Here is a 19,664-nt window from a genome sequence, read left to right as displayed (position 1 = left end):
AATGTTTGACAGGATGGTGTTGCGACGATCCGAAGATGGAAGCCCAATTTCCCAAGGTAAGTTGGCCGAGGCTATACTATACTACCAGAATGTTCATGTTGTATTTGACGCAGGAACCCTACAAGCATTGATAAGGTCGATCGGGACAGACCTCATTCTAACTCTGCTTAAACGAGGTGGAGTTTCAGGGGTCTACTGCGATGAAATGCTCGGGACAAACACAGAAGGGTCCGCTGCAACACAATGCCATAACTTTGTTGCGTTCACACTTTCAGGGGATTCCAATGGCAAGTCTTTTAGATCTGCCGCAGACCGTATCGAACACAACATGCGCAATGATGGAATAACCGGCAAAAAAGCAAAGAACTTTATTAAAAATTTCTTGGATATCGTTCCTGTTCGTACATTTAGCAGTAACTACTATTCAAAGGGTGGGATTATCGATGCCGCGACTGCGGACTTACAGGATTCCAATTATATCCAATCGGCAGCAAGGAGCGTTATAGAAACAGCCGCTGGTGGGTATGAGCCTGGAGCTAACTTTAGGTTCGAAATCCTGAAGTCGGAAATTGGGCATTTCGTCTTTACGAACGCGGACTTCACAGCCATTAATAGAATTCGCGCACGAATGAGTCCCCCACAAGACCCCATTACGCCCGCTCACATTCTTAGTAGTTTCCTGGATGCGCGCGCAGACCTCATATTGGCTTCGTTCTATGGCGGCGATTTTGCAACCTCCGATAGTACGTCGGCAATCATCCAGTTAAAGCATTCCGAACTTCTTCGCAGGATGGAAATCAACCACAGCGAACGACATCAGTTCACCGAAATTGTGCTGTCGGATGCTCCTGCTCTTGCTGAAGTGATTGATGCCGGAGAGCGAACTTTTGAAGAATTTCTTAAGTTGCTGGATCAGTCGAGACGCTTTAAAGAATGGCTGCACAAAACCAATCCTGACGAGCACTTGGTCAGCAAATATCTGAAGGATGTCACCAAAGAAGGCTGGATCGAAAGTACTAAAGCAAAAGTAATCCGCTATATGCTAACGACAGGAATGGATGCTATAAATCCAGTCGCTGGAATTGTTGCAGGTCTTTCTGATACATTTGTTATTGATAAATTATTTAAGGGATGGCGCCCCAACCATTTCATAGAAAAACAGCTTGCGCCATTCGTCAAATATTGAAGAGCTATAAGGTGTGGATTTTCCGCTTGCACCAGCTTTGGTAATAAATAAGAAGCCCGAGAGCGGCCAACAGGGGACTAGTCGCAAACCTGTTCTAAATACAGTTGTTGCGCCTACACGTAAGAATCCGGAGATTACCGTATTAAGCCGTTGCGACAGGAGTGCCAGCACAAGAGCAGCGCCAGTTAGCTCAGCGCTAAGAAGGCAAATTTATTCCGATCTTAGTGGCGTACAGATGAAAAGTTTGGCACAAATTCGTGCTCGGCTCCTCAGCTCGAAGTAGTTACTGAAAATTGTAAAAAAGAAAAATACCGCAATTCTAACAGTAAGATTTAGGATATCTATGACGAACCAAATCTATTTAAAAAAAGTTACTATCTACGGATTACATGATGAAAAAAATGTAGTCATAAATTTCCTGCCAAATGCAACTATTATTATGGCAGAGAATGGGGTCGGCAAGACAACGATATTGAATATCTTGTTTAGTATTTTGAGCGGAAACCTTAAGAAACTTTGTGCTTATAACTTTGTAGAAGCAAGACTGGAGATGTCAGATGGGCAGCAGGCTTTTTCTGTAAAGAGAAGCGATCTTAGCGAGAGTGGATTTGAGCGTAAAAAAAATAGAATTCCCAATTCGATGCGCCATCTTTTGGATAAGGTCGAGGAAAATCTAGATACAAATTTGTCGAGCACCCTTATTGAAATGCTAGCCGAGGGCGATTTAAGGAAAATAAGGACATTAATGCGCGACATATCACCGGAATCGCCAGCGATAGCGATAAGTAACGTGACACGTTATTTAATGGAGTCCCCGGAGATTATTCAGCACTACATTATTAGCAAAGAACTTCAAAAGTTTTTGGCTAGCTTCCCATTTAAGGTTCTTTATCTTCCTACTTATCGTCGAGTGGAGGAAAATCTTGCGAAATTGGGAATTAAAGGAATCGATGAGAGCGAAGACTTTGATATTTATGATGAAGAATTCGAAGATCTTGATGTTCGCGCAGAGGAGACGCTTATTCACTTTGGCATGGACGACGTAACAAAAAGGTTTTTTGAAATTACACAAAAAATCAAAAATGACACAATGGCGTCATATTCAAAAATAAGCGGCGGTATGCTAGATGAATTGCTTCAAATGCCGAATTTCTCTAATGATCATGCTGACTTTAAATATCTTCAAAACAATGAAGACAAATTGGATTTGGTTTTAAAACGAATTGGCTCGTCTATCAGCGATAGCGGGCGAAGCAAAATTCTTCAATTAGTTAAAAGTGGAGAAATTGCGAATGCCAGATATCAGCCAATCGCATATTTCTTAGGAAACTTAATCAAGATTTACGAAGAGCAAAAGGTTTTTGATCAACAAATAAATCGATTCGTTGATACGATCAATGAATATTTTAACGATAAAAAAATGGTGTATGACGAGGTTGATCCGAAAATTTACGTTAGCTCTAAGAGATCAAAAAAGGTTATTGAACTCAATACACTTTCATCCGGAGAAAAACAACTTATATCCATTCTTTCCTTAATTTACTTGGAAAATAAAAAATATGCGGTTATTTTCGATGAGCCTGAACTTTCCCTTTCTACCGAATGGCAGGAAAAGCTTCTCCCAGATTTAATGAAGTCGGGTAATTGTGAATTTCTATTGGCCGCGACCCATTCGCCTTATATATTCGCGAATGAACTTGCTGAGTGTGCTCGACCTATGAACGTCACATACAGTAAAGAGGCGGCACGCAATGACTAAACTGAGGAAAGACTTCCCGCATGTTCTCCTAAGTTTCAATAAGCGTTATGGAAATCCATCATGCCCAACAATCGCCGTGGTAGAAGGAAAAGATGAGGATTATTACCGGCCGCGACTAACCGGGTTCACTCAGGGCGCAGCTATCTATTTTATCGATGCTGATGGGAAAGATAATGTTATTGATATGCGTATGCATCTTAAAAAATCACCAGACGTGTACGATCCTAATCGATATGTTCTCTTCGCCGATAGGGATTTTGATGATGCGATTGGGGATGACAGGTTATATATAACAAGTCGACATTCTGTGGAGAATTTTTACACTTGTCCAGAGTCTTTCAAAAGTCTATTGTCTAACAAATTTGGCTTATCCAAACCTGAATATGACAACGAAGTTGACGCGATAGTGGTTCTATATAAGTCTTGGATGCACAAAATCGCAAAAGAAGCGTTGGATTTCACAGCATGGCTTTATTGGCAGTTGAGAGAAGCGCCTAGAGTTGGTGGAAGGCCACCTAAATTAAATTTAAATGGCACCAATTTTAGTAATTTTTTTGAAATTAAATTTAATTCAGCATGTGAATTGGAAATTACAAAAAAATTTACTCTACAAGGCGCTAAGGAACTTTTTCCAGATGCGGCTGAGGCAGATATAGCGCGCGTTCAAGAGATAGTAGCCGATCTAAATGAGCAAGATTTTTTCGATTACTTCCGTGGAAAATTTATTATCGAAATTTACAAGCTTATTCTCGAAGGTCTAAAGGCAGACTCACGAAAGGATAATCCTTCATTTTTCCGCGAAAAGCGTAAATCGTCATTGGTATGGAGCAATCAAATACTAGCCGAGCTTTCATCGTTTGCCGAAACGCCGAGTTGTTTGTCAAAGTTCTTAAGAGCCGCTTTCCCCTGAGAGATCAGTCTTGGTTGTCACATTGGTAATGTGCGATTTTTTGGGGGGGGAGGCGATGACCGAATTGGCTTGCCCCCCCCCGCATATCGGGTGAAATCATAGCGATAGCTGGACGTTGGTGCTTGGCCTCCAATGACGGAGAGTGCTTTGCTCGCTGCGAATGAGAATGGCTGGTTGGTTTTTACCGGAATACGCACTTACCCTGCCTCGTTTTCGTTCGCACGCAAAAGACTCCATCCACGGAACTTGCATAGATTTGGCCAGGACACAATTTCAGAGGGGCCACTGGCAGAGTTGTATAGTGGCCAGATATTGGTGTTGCATACACTGGTGTCGGCGTTGCTGAAGCTCTAAGGCATGATGAGTCATGGTGGCCAGCAATCTTCTTTGGAGTGTGCACCATATCAGTCCTACTTTCGCAGTCTGGTTGGAAGCCTTACTTAAATCGTCTTGAACTCTCAGCTTGGGGCTTACGACGCACATTCGGTCCGAAGTTACGTGCGAAGAAAATAGAAGAACTAGCTTGGTCGGACGTAACCAAGATAGAGGTGGAAACAACCGATGCGGGGCCTGCGGTTGATGACATGTTTTTTTGGATACATGGGAGAGACCGTAAAGGTATCCTCATCCCCAGTGAATTGGCAAGCCAGTACGGATTGGTAAAGGAACTGCAAACACGTTTTCCCGGACTGGACAATAGAGCTTTGGCAGAGGCTTCTGGTTGCTGTACAAATGCCTATTTTCTTCTTTGGTCTAAAGAGTCGTTAGAATAGACAGCAACCGGCCAACAGCGGCCCGTCGGCGTCAAACAAAAGCTCGTGGCCTAGCAAGGCTATACCTGACAACAAGATCACACACAAGGTTTGCTATATGTGCCGCATCCCAAGTAAGTAGCGCGGTATTTTGAATACCGTATGCAGAAATTCCCGGCGCTGTCGCCTAGCCTGTGATGAAAAGAGTTAACCGTGATGTTAAGAAAGAGCGCAACTATTGCAGTCATCGCGCCAGCCAGTGCGCCGGACATGACAAAGGTCGAGCACGGGATAACGCGGCTACCGTTTCGCCTCTGCGTCGCAACTGCAAGACGCCTATGGGATTTCCCATATTACCCAGATGCTGGGGCATTAGTCGGTTTAATGCCCTTACTTCGGAATGCGGTACCGGCTTAGGGTTAACAGTTGGCGTATACGTGAGCAGTCGTACCTAAAAGTCGAAAACGGAATGTTTGCAAAAGAGGAGGATTCCATATAGGACAGACACGTTTAGGATAAAGCCAGCGCATGCAAAAACATTTTTACGCAACAGCTATCGGATTTTTCTTGTGTTTCATCTTGGCTCTATACATGGCGATATCAGCACTATGCAAAAGAGCTTTGCTCGTTGTTCCGGAGTCAGGAAAGCCAGCGACTCCGATGCTTGCCGAGGTATAGATAACCAAGTCATCGATATCGTAGGCGGCGGCAAGGCAATCAAATAATTTTGCAGCTACGTGCTCGGCCTCCTCTTCTTGCGTGTTAACTAACACAACGGCAAACTCATCTCCCCCGAGCCTAGCCGCTAAATCTGATTTTCTGAGGGTCTCCTTAGAGCGCTCAGCTACCGCCAGCAATAATTTGTCGCCCGTTGCGTGCCCATGTTCATCGTTGATTTTTTTGAAATCGTTTAAGTCGATGTAGAGGACCGATAGGCACGTGCCATTTCTTTTGCAGAGGGCAAGTTCCTGGTCAATGAAATCTTGAAATAGCCCTCGGTTCGCAAGGCCAGTAAGCATATCGTGGCTGGCATGATGCTGTGCCAGAAGTAGCATTTTCGATGCTCTTGCCAAAGCCATTCCTACTTCGTTTGCTTCGCGCAAGTTAAACGATTTTGGTTCAACAACTTTGCCCGAACCAAGCGCCAGCGCGGGTTCAACCAGTCCGCTGACAGAATGTCCTATCGCGCCGCCGACTCGCCATGCCAGTAAAAGGCTCCCGCTCAGCAAAAGTGCTGTTGCCACGACGAGCCACATGAATTTTCGGTCTAGCTCAGCACTCAAAATTTTGGAGGGGATTCCAATGGCAACAGACCATTTCGAATTGGGCGCTCGGCTCAAGACCGCGAGCACATGCATTCCGTCAGTGGTAGTGCTCTCAAACGCACCGTCTTGGGATGTGAGCATTCGCTTCAATAGGTCCGGTGTCGTTTTCTTGCCGATATAGCGTTGTATATCATGAGTGCGTGCAACGATTGTTCCACTTCTATCCAGGATGACGGCCACCCAGTCTGGCGGCAAATTTTGAAGGCTCAACAATTTGCCGAAGCGTTCCGTGGACATGGCGGCACTGAGGGCGAACAAGACCGGACCCCCACGGCGAACAGGAACGCCGACCGCGAACGTAGGGCGTTTGGATACTGGACCAATGAATAGATTGGAAATAGCCGCTTCCCCGGTTTCATTGACCCGCCTCAGTGGTGGGTTGTCATGCTTCTCAGGCAGAGCAGCACCAAAAGGCAGCAAGGTGTTAACGTATTGTTTTCCCACCATGTCGCTGAGAACAATATTGTTCACACCCTGAATTCGACGCACCTCAGTGGCTTGGGCATAAAATGTGGCTAAGTCTTGGTTGGCAAGACTTGGTGATGTAGCTAACACTAAGAGGTTTGATTCAAGAATCGCAAACTCGCTATCGACTGCCGATGCCGTGGCCTGGGCAGCTACCTCAGCGTTTTTTACGAGTCCCGCGCGAGTAAGTTGATAGTCGTACGAAATCAGCATCATTGCCATAATCGAAGCAGGAATGATGTACGCCAGAACGAGAAAAGTAAGTCGTGAGCGGATGGAGGGAGTTCTGGGAAGTTTCATCTTAAAACTCAAATCGTACGGCAGAGGGTCGGCGGAACCTTTACAGTGTTTGTTTAAATTGCAATAAATGAGCCTCATCCAGTCCAAGAATATTTGGATAGGATAGGAAAATTTCTACTGGGAAAATGAGGCAATCGTGGGCGTCGTACGCTCGCGAAGGTTGCTGAGCCTGTCCTTTTCGGGGCTCGTCGCACAAGGAGATGGTCACTGATACTACCCCAAATCATGTGAGGGTGGCGCTATGTACGTTTATGTAGCCAGATGGCGGGCCAGTGTTGTCGAAGACGCTAGGCTGCCGAGATTCATTGACCCTGCTGAACTCGCGCAAACGCAGATCCTATACGGAGTCGCGCGGCATCGCCTGGGTCAGCCAAAATCGGCACGGTGGGTCAGTGTAGCGTCGGCGCCAACAGTCTACTCCGCATATGAAATCACTGTTCCGTAACAGAGACTGGCATAGGTCGTCCGCTAAGTATGCCCACGTATTGATGCAGCGGATTTCGTATGGCTATGCCATCAGATGTAATATCAAAAAAACGGATCTCCTTACTATGGTCGCTGGCGCGCACCTTGACCACCGAGATCACGCGCTTGAGCTGGCCCTCCAGTTCGACGTAGCGCTGCATGATTATGGCATCGGCCAGGAAAGCGCTGCCGTAAGAACTAAAGCGCAGCATCTCATAGCGGTCCTCCAACTCAGCCGTCATCAGCACAGTCACGCCCATCGCCGTCAGCACCGCCACCATGCGGTACAGTGATTCGCGGAAATCGTCACGGAATGAAGGGGCCAGTGCAAGTTCGAAGCCAGATAGTGAATCGATCACCAACCGCTTGGCCTGCTTGCGTTTGATCATCGTGACCAGGTCATGCAGAATCTCGTCGAGCGACAGATCCAGCGTCCGGGTATTTACCAGGTCTACTTGCCCACTCTCGATGAGCGAGTTGAGCTGGTGACTGAGCAGTTGGTTCGGACTCTTCTCGAATGCTGCGATTACGCCGGCCTCGCCAATGCGCACGCCCTCGGCCAGGAACTGCGTGGACAACACCGATTTTCCCGAACCCGACGGTCCAACCACCAGAAGTGAATAACCGGCCGGCACACCGCCGCCTATCATTTCATCCAGTTCGGGTGAGCCCATCGATAGCCGCTTCTGCCTGTCGATCTTCACCTCTGTAGCGGTGCTGCTAAGCATAGCGCGTGGGAAGATTTCCACACCGCTGCCGCAGATGCGAAAGGTATGTACGCCCAGGCTCTGCGCCTGACCACGCATCTTGACCACTTGGATCTTGCGCACCAACGCGTCGCGATGCACAAGCTGCGACATCCATATGATGCCGTCGGCGACGGTAAAAACCGGGCTCGATTCCGCTTCCGGCTCCATGTACTCCCCGATCAGAAAGGTGGTCGCCAGCCAGCTAGTCATCTGCATGCCAAGCTGCTGCACAAAATGCTGCAAGCTGGCGGTGCCATGATTGCTGCCCTGCGCCGACTTCACTAGCGATCGGAACGAATCGACAAACACCAAGCTCGGCGAAAAATTGCGCACTTCTTCAGCGATGCGTTCCAGCACACGGTCAAAGTTTCTGTCCAGCAGATCCGGAGCTAGGTTGACAAACTTAATCGACTGGTTGACCTTGCCGATGTCGAAAAATGGGAACTGCTGCTGGTAGCGCAGCATTTTTAGCGGCGGCTCTCCCAGCACGGTAAAAAATAGCGCCCGGCGGTCTGGATTGGCCAGTGAAAACATGATCTGGTGCGCCATTGTGGTCTTTCCGCTGCCCGGCGTGCCTGCAAGCAGGTTGAGTGAATACTCCGGAATACCCCCTCCCAGCAACTCATCCAAACCCGGTACGCCCGTCGCCAAGCGTTGAATCGTGACCTTGTTATTCATTGTTGATTTCCTTGGCGGAAGTGTCCGCCGTTTCTTGGCTCCAAGCCGATTTAAGTATGGCAGTGGTCAACCGCTCCCCGATCAATTGGGTTAGCACGTTGGTGAAAGTGGTGAGCAGGGCGACGCTGGCTATGTACGCAGTTGCTTGCTCCTGGCCCTCCAAGCTCGTCTGGAGGTGGTCGAAAGTCTGATCTCTCCCCTCCACCAGCCATGGGTGCTGCATGCGCACCAGATGGATGGTGCGCGCATACAGCGAGTCGAAATCGTTGCGTCCGATAATGGCGACCAGTTCGGCGGCAAGCCGCCGCCACAGTGCAATGGTATCGGTCTTGCTGGACTCGGCGCTTTGGGCATACAGAATTTTTACCAGCCCGCCTGAATCAAGTTGCACACTGGAGTTTTCGACGGTATCCACAAATGCCTTTTGATTTGAGATGTAGTGCGGGTCCAGCGCGCCAGTGGATCATGTCGCTGTTCGTGCCGCTGTTTCAACTGGTACCTCTACTTCAGGCTCCCCTTCCGTCGCAGCTTCCTCAATCACAACACGAACTTTGTCACTAAAGCCGAGGAAGACCTTGCTACCCGGACCGTCCCTGTAGTAGATTTTGATACCGTCGGAAGCCTCAACAGCCCAGACATCTACCTCCCTTTGGTCTTCCGGATCCTTAGTGTTGACCACGTCGATTTTTGAAAGAACTCCAGGGACTAAATCCCTTATAGCATTCTTTGTGCGCACTGTAGTGAACGGAATGTAAATTGAATTTCGGTGCTCATTCATGAATCCTCCAAAATAGAACTTCATTGTAGGCTTCATGATGTGAGGTGGCGCGCTGTTGGGAGGGGGCTTAACGAAGATGAGGCGACGAACGGCGCTTCGGATTGCAGAACATCTCGATATAGTTAAAGATACACCACCAACATGGTCCCACATTAGGTACCTTTACCGTTCAGCTTGGCCGTAACGATCAGTGAGTAGATCACGGCTGCGCGCTCGCCACCGCTGGTCGGCGCCGGCAAACAGGTCGTTGCGGCGGTTAATCGCCGCCCCGCGAAGCGCGCGTTCGACCGCCGAATTGTCAATCTCTATAGTGCCATTGTCGCAGTAGCTCAGCAGCGCCGGCCAGAGTTTGAGCGCGGACAAGATCGCCGCCGTATCAGACTTGCGCGAGAATGTATCGAGAGTGGCGCGCAACCATCACCCCATATCATCGACCAGCGGCGCGAGCGGGCCTGCCGAACTTGCCTTCGTTCATCCGGTGGCTTGCCCCGAGTCTGGGCCTCGATCACATAAACGTCGGCGGTCCGGCGTAGCGCCTCGATGGTCAGCGCCGTCGGCCTCGCCGCGTGCAGGTCATAGAACTTACGCCGCACGTGCGCCCAGCATGCCGCCTCACAGACTATTACATTACTAGAGTGACGACTGAATCGGTATATGTAAGTGTAGCTGACTCGTGGGGGCAGACATGGCGTAGCAGGGAACTTGTCGCTGATCAGCGTAATAAATTTTCTACGAAACTGAGCGTCCCACCTAACGACGAATTTTTATATTCACACACATTCCTCGGGCGCAATTTCCTCGATCAGGTTGATTAGACTTTGCATAACGTGTCGGCTGAGCTGATAATTGCTAGACATCATCTAAACAACATAACGCATCAAGTATTCAAATGTCTGAACGAAAAAATGATGACTGGATTGAACGAAATGGTGAAGTATATTTCGGCGTCGATCATCGCAAAATTACGAGGCTTCACATTTTGCTTGATAGACTGAAAAATGGATTGCTTACACCGGCTGAGAGGACAGAATGTGAAGCGCTTTGTCAGGCAATAGTTGACCGGTTGCCCGACTCAGATAGACAATTATAAATTCCACCATGGTAAACAAAAGCGACGGCACTCGTGCCGCTGCACCTTGAGCGCCTTGCACGCACGTTCTGACTTCCTGCGCGGATGTCGGAACTTTGATCTGACGGCGAAAAACGCCACCGTCCGCTGAGGGGCGGAAGCAGCCGGCCGTGTAGAAATCTTCGCAATTAAACTATATTTACTCTGCCGGGCTGAGCACGTAGTGAAAAATACTGAGCGAACCAATCACTAGAAATGAAATAGGTAATCTGGACCACCCACCCGCCACCATTGGTTGAGGTACGTCCTGTTGCGTTAGCATGCAACTTGAATCGGAGGGCTATTCCAGATCAGAGCTTCTGACCGGCATTAGATGAGAATGCCCGGTTGGTTTTTAACGGGAACGCTTGGGCTATGCCTCATGCCTGTTCCGGTCCATTGCATCTCCCAATATAAATATTTCTCATGATTTTAATCTTCGTAGCCACCAATCAGCAAACTCTGACAAGTCGTTATGGCGCGAGTGTACCTTAGTGAATTTTTCTTCTACATTGGGGCTCCCATGTGGCTGCCGCAGGATTAATGCAGCATGAACAGACTCGGGAATACTGCGGAGATATGGTAAATAGTCATCGACAAATGCGATTGGCATAAGTTGCCGCAACGCCTCAGCTTTCGGACTCACGTCGCCGATAGTACTTGCAGTTGTGACGACCCGCTCAATCGGGAACCCATGGTCTCGTAGATTTTGCAGCCTTGCTTCTTGGAATTGCTCATCCAGGGCCGTTACACAAACCAGCTCATAGCCGGCGTTAGATATGTTTTTACAGGCTTCTTTTGCCCCAATAATGGCGGGAACAGACCGCCAAAAGTCGTGGTCAAAATACGAGCGGAAATGACGAAGTTCTTCTCCATCCAACCAGCGAACATCCCATCGATCGGTTGGCCAGTATGCGTCAGGATCCTTTAGGGCCGGGAGTGTACCAAACGCTTTATGCCAAGCATTGCGATACGCCAAATGGAAGTCCAGTAAGACACCATCGCCATCGAGACAAATGATCGGTTTCATGGAATGTCCAACTGCGGTATTGTTATGGTGCTAAGCATACGTTAATTAATTTACGATAGGATTGAAACGGGCTTTTTAGACGCAACAAACAATTGTTCAACTTGCTTTAAGCGGCTCTGATCAATTGCAGTTCGATGGCTAATCTCTTGCTCGCTATCGTCCGTCATATATAGAATAACTTCCTCCCCGCGCTCATCCTGGCAGCGCCATATTTCCTTGATCGCAGACCAACGCCAAATTGCACTTTGACCGGATTTAGGTGGCATGAGCTTTGCGATTTGATATATTTTTTTCGAAGTACTTTCGCGAGCCTGTACGCAAAGACCTAATAGATCTTCGTCATCCCATAGCATCATTCCTTGGCTGACCCATGTTCGGCCTTCCTTGCACGCAAAATTTAGAAGAAAATAAGTCTTCGATATATCTACGCCAACTGCGCGCCAGGACTTGAATCCTGGCGTACGCATGAAAGAAAACGGTTGGACTTCATGTTGCTCATTCGTTGTTATCATGGCGCCAGCTTATTTACCCATCTTCTTCTCTGGAGCGGGTTGGAACGGCGCGTCAGCGTCGATCATTCTCTGTTGACGCGCGGCCATCGCGGCGTAGACCTTGGCCGTTTCAGCATTTGCACAGTTAATGCCATCCGTAGTTTCCTTCCAAGCACGCTGTTTGCTTGGAGACATAACACTAAATTCGTTATTTTGGAATGCCACACACTTCGCGTTGACTTGTAGTGCTTCTGTTAGATGCTTGGAATAGTACGACACAGAATTTGCGGGCTTCTCTATGACCTTTTCGCCGCAGCCGACGACCAGAAATGCCAAGGGCAGTAGGGTTAGAAGAGGTTGATGTTTCATTTTTATTATCATCTTGGTCTAAATTTTGGCATTTAAATCGCTAAATTACCAATATATTGTGAAGACTAAATGATAGCGTAAGAAGAACATTCTTCCCAGTATATTGGGAGAAATTTTTGGATCCAGCTATCGCTTTTGGAAAAGTTCTGCGCTTGCTAAGAAAGCAAGCTGGGCTATCGCAAGAGCAATTGGCATTGACGGCTGGGATTGAGCGGAACTTTGTCAGTTTGATTGAGCGCGGCATTAATCAACCAACTATTCGAGTCATCTTCAAATTGGCAGCGCCGCTTGGAATTGCACCATCTGAGCTACTCCATTTGGTGGAATTGCAACTTTCGGACGAGGGTGAATAGCCCTGGCAACCCGTGTCTTTGTAGACGCTTCACCGATGCGATGCGGCCGCCTGACTAGTGTAACGGCATCGTCGCGCGTGCACGGATGGCAGGCGTAAATCCCCATCCACGGGCCTTGAAATACCTTCTTCCAACTGTGTAGACGTCAAAAGTTCTTCCCTTGTGAAACTGAAACAAGAAAGCAACGCACGTCAAATATCCCGCACCGTATATAACCTTGTCGTAAGGCTGAAAACACGGACACATGCAAGTGACCACAGTCATAAAGATCATGAAAAAAACTTGGTACATGGCGAGCAACCCGATTATCCAGTCCCAATGTCCGAAGCAGATTCGACCTCTGCGAAAGTCGATAGTACGGCTCCAGACCAAAATCGGCGCGTCGAAATAAGTGATGCCAAGGCGCTCAATTTCCCTTTGGCACCACGCACGCTGTGAGGCGCCTGCCATGCGACCGAAACGAACGCCAAAACGCAGCGCTTGACGAAGTTCGTCATGGTACTGCAGCTGTGAAGTCGATGCGCAAGGATGAACTGCGAGCCAGAAGCCCTGTAGCCATAGCGCAGCTCTGAAGAAGAGCATGAGCATCCGCATTTCCATTGGCCGCGCTGTCGAAGCATCAGCCAATGGGCTCATCACAAGATCCTTGAAGTTAGCGACATCGCGCGTGTCTGTGGTAAAAGTTCCAGCGCGTCGGACGGCCTTTGTCAGCAGCTGTACCAGCTGCTTCTGATCGTTTGGATCCGCCTCGAACATCAGCTACGCACCAGCAACTCAAGAGACTGCGTATCGGATAACGGAAGCGAGGATGGCTCCGCAACATACTGTCCCAACAAAATCAACATCATCCGGAGACGCGTTTCATTGGAAAAAGAGCCACCCGAAAATTTGCCCTCGATCGCCTCCACCATCTCGACGACGACCTTAAACACCTCCGGTGGGAAGTTATCCGGGTTCGGAACGGATTCGCGGCCAAAGAGCAAAAATTGCAGGTTAAATCCAATGCCCTGCAGGGCATACACGAACTGCAGTGTTGGAGACGTCCGTCCCTTTTCGTATTGATAGATGGTTTGTTGCTTCACGCCGGCTCGCACGGCGAGCGACTCCTGCGTCATGAGTAGTCGAACTCTCTCAGCGCGCATGCGCTCGCCAAAACCTTCAACTAGAGTTTCATTGTCCATAAAGTCTTTGCATGAATTACAAATGCGGAGGTAAGATACAGATAATTATACGTTTAAACGTACAACGAAGTCGAAAAAAACGTCATGAGATGTTTTTAAATGACTTCTGTCGCGAGCACACCGCCAAATGAAAACCGTCGAAGAAGTACGCAAGGAATTTGACCGTGCCGGCCAATCGATCACGGGTTGGGCGCTCAACAACGGCTATCCCGTCTACTTGGTGCAACAGGTGTTGTCAGGGCGTGCACGGTGTTTGCGGGGGAAATCACATGAAATCGCCGTCCTGCTCGACCTGAAGGACGGCTACATCCAACAGCGAAAGGATTTAGAAATGAGCCCTTAGAAAACCTGGGGCGGCAATGAAAAACAGGGATACGGATGATCAGATCCGTATCCCTGCAGGTGCGTCTAATACAAAGTATTCGTGCCTATTTTCTGCGCTCCTTCCCCCGCTGTCAAGCCAACAAACGCAGTTTTACTTAGCCCCGTTTTGCGGCAGGACGACTCACGTCCTGCGTAAGGGAAATGTATGGTGAATAGGAGAATAGACATGCGAAAAATTCGCGATGTCCTCACATGCTTGCTAGAGAGAAATTTATCGTATCGAGACGCCGCGCTTTATACCGGCGTTGGAAGGTCCGCTGTTCATGCCGTGAAAAAGCGCTTTGATTTGGCCGGTCTGACTTGGCCGCTAACGGCTGAAATAGATGACATCATGCTGGAGCGCGCCTTATATCCGGGGCAGGCGCCCGGCCCTAGCGGGCTGGCCCCCCCCATAGACTTCGGTGCCGTACATGAGTCGCTTAAAGCCAAAGGTGCGACGCTGGCAACTTTACACCATGAGTGGCTGGAGCAACACCCAGACCTGTCTCCGATCAGCTATTCACACTACTGTAAACTCTATCAAATTTTCAAAAAAAGTCTGCAAATTTCGATGCGTCGCATTGATGCGTATGGCGAAGTCGCTTATGTCGACTATTCTGGACTTACGATGGCGGTCACCAATGCCGACACTGGTGAAATCAGTCAGGTGCAAATCTTTGTAGGCGTACTGGGCGCTTCCAACTACACATATTGCGAGGCGAGTGCCACGCAACGCTCGCGGGACTGGATCGCATCCCATGTTCGTATGTTCGAATATTTTGGTGGCGTGCCGCACGTTGTTGTACCGGACAATTTGAAGGCGGCAGTCAACAAGGCAGACAGGTTTTCACCCGTCATTAACGAAACCTATCTCGCCATGTGCAGGTATTACGGTACTAATCCCTTTCCTGCAAGAGCATACAAGCCCCGCGACAAATCGAAGGCAGAGTCGGGTGTGCTGCTCGCACAGCGCTGGATCCTATTTGTACTGCGGCGCCATAAATTTTTCTCCATCGCAGAACTCAATCGGGAAATCGCCAGCCTGCTCCAAAAGTTAAATGCGCGAAAATTCCAAAAATTGGCGGGAAGTCGATTCAGCCGCTGGCTGGAGCACGAGCGATCAGCGCTTCTACCTCTACCTTCCCAGCGCTATGAACTATCGGAATGGGGAAAGGTCCGCGCTGGACAGGACTATCACATCAGCATCGAAGAGCATTTTTATAGCGTCCCATTTCAGTTCAAAGGCCGAGAATTGGAAACTCGGCTTACCGAACATACCCTCGATATCATCTGTCAGGGCAAGGTCATAGCAACCCACACGCGAAGTTATCTCGTCGGCGGCACGAGCACGAACCCTGCGCATCGTCCTGCATCGCATAAAGCGGTGGCTAATTGGACCGAGGAGGAAGCCATGTCCTGGGCCGCGACCGTGGGGCCCAGCGCGCAGGCGATGCTGAAACAACAGCTGGCGAAGACACGTGGGCATCACTTCGGGTACCGGATTACTGAGGCCATGCGAAGCTTGGGGAAGAATTATGGTAGGGAGAGATTGGAGGCCGTTTGTCTGTATGCGCTCGCCCACAAGGTCTCTGGTACCGAAGACCTGCGCAACATCATCTCTAAAAAGCTCGACCTTCTGCTTCCTGATGAGATCGTAGGAAACTCAGTAAACGAGACCGATCATGAAAATATCCGCGGCGCCGGCCATTACGAGCGGCTGCTCAACAGTCCAGGAGGAAACGAGGCATGATTAACAACACAATCGAAAAGCTCAATGATTTAAAATTATTCGGCATGGCCGATGAGCTGCAGCGGCAACTGGCGACGCCGGCGGCCAACGATCTGCCGTTCGAGCATCGCATCCGCATGATCGTCGAGAACGAAACGACGGTACGCGAAAGCAAACGGCTGCAGGCTCTGTTAAAAAAGGCTCATTTGCCTGAGCCGGCATGTATCGAGGACATCGATTACCGCGCGCCGCGCGGCATGGATAAGGCAATCATGCTCTCTTTCACTTCTCTTGATTGGATCCGTGCCACGCATAACCTTGTTTTAACCGGCCCAACCGGGACAGGAAAAACGTGGCTCGGCTGCGCGCTGGCCAACCAAGCCTGCCGCATGGGACTGTCTTGCCTCTTCATGCGCATTCCACAGGTATTGGAAATACTTACGGCAGCCAGGGCAACAGGCAGCTTCGCGACACGGCTCCAACAATGGAAAAAATTTGATCTTCTAATTTTGGATGACTGGGGAATTGAACCGCTGTCTAAGCGCTCTCAAAATGATCTACTAGAACTCGTTGATGGGAGCATGGGGAAGACGTCATTACTCATCACAAGTCAGCACCCGCTAAATCTCTGGCACGATGGCTTCGACAATAAAACTGTCGCGGACGCTGTTATGGATCGTATCATCCACAGTTCGTATCATATGCGACTCACTGGAGATTCTTTGAGGAAGAGGAAAACCCCCGAAGCGAAAAAGCCGGTTAGGCCTACGAAGGAAAGGTAGCGTTGTTAGTGCCTTGGGTTATTTGTCTTGACCCGAGGCGCAACGTCACTGATTAAAGTTTCTGGTCTTCCCTTGCAATCGACCTATACCGCAGACACTTTGTCAGACAACCGATCCTGGCGCATGACGTGCCTGGCCAGCGCGTACAGGCCATCAAACGAAAGGCGCATGCTCACCGTCGGGCCGTACAGGAATACGCGCACCTGGCCTTTGGGGAAGAACATCAGCGCCTCGCGATCGTCAGTACGACGCCGGCGCCAAGATCGATGAATGTCGCCTGCGGTGCGGGCCGGGCGGCGTGCTCATTGGCGCCGTTTGCGAGTTTCGTGCGCCAGACGTGAAAGTTGGCCCGCGAGATCGCTTCATCCCGACAGAAGGCGGCGATGCTCTTGCCGCTTGCGGCATGTCGTGCCAGGTGACTGCGCCAGGTCGCTTCTTTCGAGGTCTGAAATTCCAGCTTGACCATGTCCCGCTCCGTGTTGTTGAACTCGGAGAAGATTGTGCCGGCATGACGAACCGATAGAAACAACGCCGTTCAGGAACCGGTTACCTTTGTCATACTTATATATGGATGTCCGCTTTGGAGAATCGATGTCCGCTTTGAGATGCGATTCGATGTCCGTTTTGTTATGAGAATCGGTGTCCGCTTTGATATGAGAAGTAGTGTCCTTTTTGAGAAGAATACTCAGCTGCCGCGCCACCGCGTAATACCGACCGCGAGCCCCGCTGGGATTTACCGGAGCGCAGGAAATTCCGTTACCGGCTAGAAGACGTCGCTTACTAGTCTTGGAACTGCAACTTACCGCAACCCTCTGATATGACCGGATGGCGTCGCCGATGCCATTGTCGGCCTGGCGTGACAATTGGTGGATTTTTCAGATAAGCAAGATGCTATGCTGGCCCTCCTCGAAAAGATGTTCGCGATATTTTTGGACCGATGAAATCTCATTATGAAGAAAAAGATAGAAATTTTTTAGCTGGCGTTGTTTGTTTTTATGGGTCTGGTAGGCGGTTTTTTTGACGCTCGTAACTTGTCAGAGCCGACTTGGTGGCGTCTGTTTTCCTCGTTTTTAGTCAGCGTATCGATCTTCTGCTGGTATCGCGCAGACAGCATACAAAAAGAATTCAAACGCACATTTTGGCTGAATGTGGGTGTTGTAGCGGTCGCGCCGTTAGCCATTCCATTGTACGTATTCAGCAGCAACGAGAAAGGCCTTCGATTGCGTGCGCTGGGCAGAGTGCTGGGCTACTCTGTACTGCTCTTTCTCATGGGCGTAGTCGGTGGAGTGATTGGTTCTGTAATCAGTTAAGGGTATAACGCTGGCGATGAAAATCAAAAACACCGCACTTATTTTTCTTGGCTTTCAACTGGCGCTTGGCATGCCTGCGCGTGCCGATTCTGTGGCTGGCGTAGCCATGTCGGATGGGGCCGCCGATGCCATGTACTTTTACAAGCGCGGCGATTTCGCGAAGGCGTTCAAGGAATTTTTCGTGCATGCCCAGAACGGCGACCCCATCGCGGAATCGACGCTGGGGCGGATGCATATGCGCGGCGAAGGGACGGTAAAAGACTGTCAGCAGGCTTTGTTTTGGTTGAACCGCGCCGAACAGCATGGAAGTGACACGGCGGAAAACCTGATGGCATGCTGTACGCCGATGGCTGCGGCGTACCTAAAGACCCCGCGCGCGCAGTTGAGTGGTACAGGAAAGCTGCGGAGCACGGCAACGTCTCAGCGCAAAACAATCTTGGTAAGGCGTACGAGGAAGGGGCCGGGGTGGCGCAAGACCTGGCCGCAGCCTTTGCGCTATATTCACAGGCGGCACAGCGCGAAAGTCCTGCTGGCATGAGCAATATGGCTTCCTTGCTTCTCAGAGGCGAAGTCGTCGCGCAAGACTATCCCCGGGCATTGGCCTTGTTCACACAAGCGGCAAACCTCGGCGATACCGCAGCGCCGTACTACATCGGAACCGTGTACGAAAAGGGGCTCGGCGTTGCGCTTAACCTGCGCCAGGCACGCACGTGGTACCGCAAGGCAGCCGATGCGGGATTCGCCTTGGCGCAGCGCGACCTTGCCGGATTGCTTGCGGCGAATCCAGATCTGGGGCCCGACAGCGAAGTCTTCGATTGGTACCTGAAGGCGGCCAGGCAGGGAGAACCCTACGCGCAGTTGAAAGTAGGCGGACTGTATGAGACGGGCAGGGGAACTGCGAAGAACGCGGAGCAGTCCGCATTCTGGTATCGGGCCGCGGCGGAGCAGGGCAGCATGGAAGCGCAGCTACGCGTGGCGCAGCAGCACCCCGAAGCCATGATGGACATCTATCGCAAGCTGGCGGAAGACGGCAATGTGGACGCCCAGTACAACCTCGCCGTTTCGCTGGATAGCGGCGTGGGTGTAAAGAAGGATAAGCGGCTCGCCGTGAAATGGTATCTGAAGGCTGCCACCCAAGGGAGTGTCAAGGCCCAATCGAACCTGGCCGCGCTCTACGCCGCAGGCGCGGACGCGCCACCGGATTACGAGCAAGCATTCAAGTGGTACACCAAGGCCGCCGAGCATGGCGACATGGCCGCGCAGAATAATGTCGCTACCATGTACGAGCAGGGCCGGGGAACAGCTCCGAACAACGTCCTTGCCCGCAAGTGGTACGCGAAGGCAGCCGACAACGGTAGTATCTCAGCGATGATGAATCTCGCCTCCATGTACTGGACTGGACATGGTGTGCCCCGCGATTACGCCCAAGCCGCCATCTGGTATCGGAAGGCCGGTGAGCGTGGCAATAAAACTGCAGGCGAGCGTTTGGCGCTTCTCTATAGCGAGGGGAATGGTGTCCCTGTGAACAAGGCCGAGGCCGAGCGATGGCTGGCTGTTTCGCGTGGCGCAAAGCCATGAATT

General features: G+C 50.1%; 20 protein-coding genes and 1 pseudogene. 9 read left to right on the top strand and 12 right to left on the bottom strand.

Annotated elements, in window-relative coordinates; genetic code table 11:
• Nucleotide 1 precedes the first annotated feature (1 nt).
• From V6M89_RS20265 to V6M89_RS20255, 3 genes are all read left to right on the top strand, one after another.
• The gene (locus V6M89_RS20265) at nucleotides 2-1,186 is read left to right on the top strand and encodes a hypothetical protein (RefSeq protein ID WP_332854860.1); all 1,185 of its coding nucleotides are present in this window, start codon (nucleotides 2-4) and stop codon (nucleotides 1,184-1,186) included.
• A 343-nt stretch (nucleotides 1,187-1,529) separates the two neighbouring features.
• Nucleotides 1,530-2,945, top strand: a complete 1,416-nt coding sequence (locus tag V6M89_RS20260) for an AAA family ATPase (protein WP_332854859.1) — start codon at nucleotides 1,530-1,532, stop codon at nucleotides 2,943-2,945.
• Nucleotides 2,938-3,855, top strand: a complete 918-nt coding sequence (locus V6M89_RS20255) for a DUF4435 domain-containing protein (RefSeq protein WP_332854858.1) — start codon at nucleotides 2,938-2,940, stop codon at nucleotides 3,853-3,855. The genes V6M89_RS20260 and V6M89_RS20255 overlap by 8 nt, the downstream gene beginning before the upstream one ends.
• A 1,294-nt stretch (nucleotides 3,856-5,149) precedes the next feature.
• Here the strand turns inward: V6M89_RS20255 and V6M89_RS20250 are convergent.
• From V6M89_RS20250 to V6M89_RS20215, 8 genes and pseudogenes are all read right to left on the bottom strand, one after another.
• A complete protein-coding gene (locus V6M89_RS20250; RefSeq protein WP_332854857.1) occupies nucleotides 5,150-6,697 on the bottom strand; it encodes a sensor domain-containing diguanylate cyclase in 1,548 nt (515 codons plus the stop codon).
• A gap of 431 nt (nucleotides 6,698-7,128) precedes the next feature.
• Complete coding sequence (locus tag V6M89_RS20245) at nucleotides 7,129-8,589, bottom strand: ATPase domain-containing protein (protein WP_332854856.1); 1,461 nt, start codon at nucleotides 8,587-8,589, stop codon at nucleotides 7,129-7,131.
• A complete protein-coding gene (locus V6M89_RS20240) occupies nucleotides 8,582-9,004 on the bottom strand; it encodes a hypothetical protein (RefSeq protein ID WP_332854855.1) in 423 nt (140 codons plus the stop codon). Before V6M89_RS20240 ends, V6M89_RS20245 begins: the two co-directional genes overlap by 8 nt.
• A 48-nt stretch (nucleotides 9,005-9,052) precedes the next feature.
• Nucleotides 9,053-9,391, bottom strand: a complete 339-nt coding sequence (locus V6M89_RS20235) for a hypothetical protein (protein ID WP_332854854.1) — start codon at nucleotides 9,389-9,391, stop codon at nucleotides 9,053-9,055.
• A 140-nt stretch (nucleotides 9,392-9,531) separates the two neighbouring features.
• Nucleotides 9,532-9,987: pseudogene (locus tag V6M89_RS20230) on the bottom strand (IS66 family transposase); the annotation flags it as partial.
• 912 nt (nucleotides 9,988-10,899) lie between these two features.
• Nucleotides 10,900-11,505 (bottom strand): HAD family hydrolase, encoded by a 606-nt coding sequence (locus V6M89_RS20225; RefSeq protein WP_332854853.1) that lies wholly within the window; start codon nucleotides 11,503-11,505, stop codon nucleotides 10,900-10,902.
• 50 nt (nucleotides 11,506-11,555) lie between these two features.
• The gene (locus V6M89_RS20220; protein ID WP_332854852.1) at nucleotides 11,556-12,017 is read right to left on the bottom strand and encodes a hypothetical protein; all 462 of its coding nucleotides are present in this window, start codon (nucleotides 12,015-12,017) and stop codon (nucleotides 11,556-11,558) included.
• Between the two features lie 9 nt (nucleotides 12,018-12,026).
• Nucleotides 12,027-12,365, bottom strand: coding sequence for a hypothetical protein (locus V6M89_RS20215; RefSeq protein ID WP_332854851.1), 339 nt, complete (start codon nucleotides 12,363-12,365; stop codon nucleotides 12,027-12,029).
• Nucleotides 12,366-12,481: 116 nt separating this feature from the next.
• Here V6M89_RS20215 and V6M89_RS20210 point away from each other — a divergent pair, with 116 nt between their 5' ends.
• Nucleotides 12,482-12,718 carry a helix-turn-helix domain-containing protein gene (locus V6M89_RS20210; protein WP_332854850.1) on the top strand — a complete coding sequence of 79 codons (237 nt, stop codon included), beginning with the start codon at nucleotides 12,482-12,484 and terminating at the stop codon, nucleotides 12,716-12,718.
• A 54-nt stretch (nucleotides 12,719-12,772) separates the two neighbouring features.
• Here the strand turns inward: V6M89_RS20210 and V6M89_RS20205 are convergent, their stop codons facing one another.
• Nucleotides 12,773-13,474 carry a hypothetical protein gene (locus V6M89_RS20205; protein WP_332854849.1) on the bottom strand — a complete coding sequence of 234 codons (702 nt, stop codon included), beginning with the start codon at nucleotides 13,472-13,474 and terminating at the stop codon, nucleotides 12,773-12,775.
• Complete coding sequence (locus tag V6M89_RS20200) at nucleotides 13,474-13,899, bottom strand: helix-turn-helix domain-containing protein (protein ID WP_332854848.1); 426 nt, start codon at nucleotides 13,897-13,899, stop codon at nucleotides 13,474-13,476. The genes V6M89_RS20205 and V6M89_RS20200 overlap by 1 nt, the downstream gene beginning before the upstream one ends.
• A 127-nt stretch (nucleotides 13,900-14,026) precedes the next feature.
• On the opposite strand from V6M89_RS20200, the gene V6M89_RS20195 reads away from it, so the two are divergent.
• The 3 genes from V6M89_RS20195 (at nucleotide 14,027) to istB (ending at nucleotide 16,773) form a co-directional block, all read left to right on the top strand.
• Entirely contained in the window at nucleotides 14,027-14,242 is a 216-nt protein-coding gene (locus V6M89_RS20195; RefSeq protein ID WP_332854847.1) for a DNA-binding protein, read from the top strand.
• A 207-nt stretch (nucleotides 14,243-14,449) separates the two neighbouring features.
• Entirely contained in the window at nucleotides 14,450-16,012 is a 1,563-nt protein-coding gene (gene istA / locus V6M89_RS20190) for an IS21 family transposase (protein WP_332854846.1), read from the top strand.
• Nucleotides 16,009-16,773, top strand: coding sequence for an IS21-like element helper ATPase IstB (gene istB, locus V6M89_RS20185; RefSeq protein ID WP_332854845.1), 765 nt, complete (start codon nucleotides 16,009-16,011; stop codon nucleotides 16,771-16,773). Before istA ends, istB begins: the two co-directional genes overlap by 4 nt.
• A 223-nt stretch (nucleotides 16,774-16,996) precedes the next feature.
• Here istB and tnpA read toward each other — a convergent pair whose 3' ends face one another.
• Complete coding sequence (gene tnpA, locus V6M89_RS20180; protein WP_332854844.1) at nucleotides 16,997-17,239, bottom strand: IS66 family insertion sequence element accessory protein TnpA; 243 nt, start codon at nucleotides 17,237-17,239, stop codon at nucleotides 16,997-16,999.
• Nucleotides 17,240-17,768: 529 nt separating this feature from the next.
• On the opposite strand from tnpA, the gene V6M89_RS20175 reads away from it, so the two are divergent.
• Complete coding sequence (locus V6M89_RS20175; protein WP_332854843.1) at nucleotides 17,769-18,083, top strand: hypothetical protein; 315 nt, start codon at nucleotides 17,769-17,771, stop codon at nucleotides 18,081-18,083.
• Here V6M89_RS20175 and V6M89_RS20170 read toward each other — a convergent pair.
• Nucleotides 18,076-18,387 carry a hypothetical protein gene (locus tag V6M89_RS20170; RefSeq protein WP_332854842.1) on the bottom strand — a complete coding sequence of 104 codons (312 nt, stop codon included), beginning with the start codon at nucleotides 18,385-18,387 and terminating at the stop codon, nucleotides 18,076-18,078. The two genes, V6M89_RS20175 and V6M89_RS20170, sit on opposite strands and share 8 nt — an antisense overlap.
• Before the next feature lie 29 nt (nucleotides 18,388-18,416).
• Between V6M89_RS20170 and V6M89_RS20165 the strand changes: the two genes are divergently transcribed.
• Complete coding sequence (locus V6M89_RS20165) at nucleotides 18,417-19,661, top strand: tetratricopeptide repeat protein (protein ID WP_332854841.1); 1,245 nt, start codon at nucleotides 18,417-18,419, stop codon at nucleotides 19,659-19,661.
• Nucleotides 19,662-19,664 lie beyond the last annotated feature (3 nt).

This window comes from Duganella sp. S19_KUP01_CR8 (genome assembly GCF_036688705.1).
Taxonomy (GTDB): Bacteria; Pseudomonadota; Gammaproteobacteria; order Burkholderiales; family Burkholderiaceae_D; genus Rugamonas.
The sequence above is the reverse complement of the archived record's forward strand: the minus strand, read 5'-3'. Positions and strand labels throughout refer to the sequence as shown.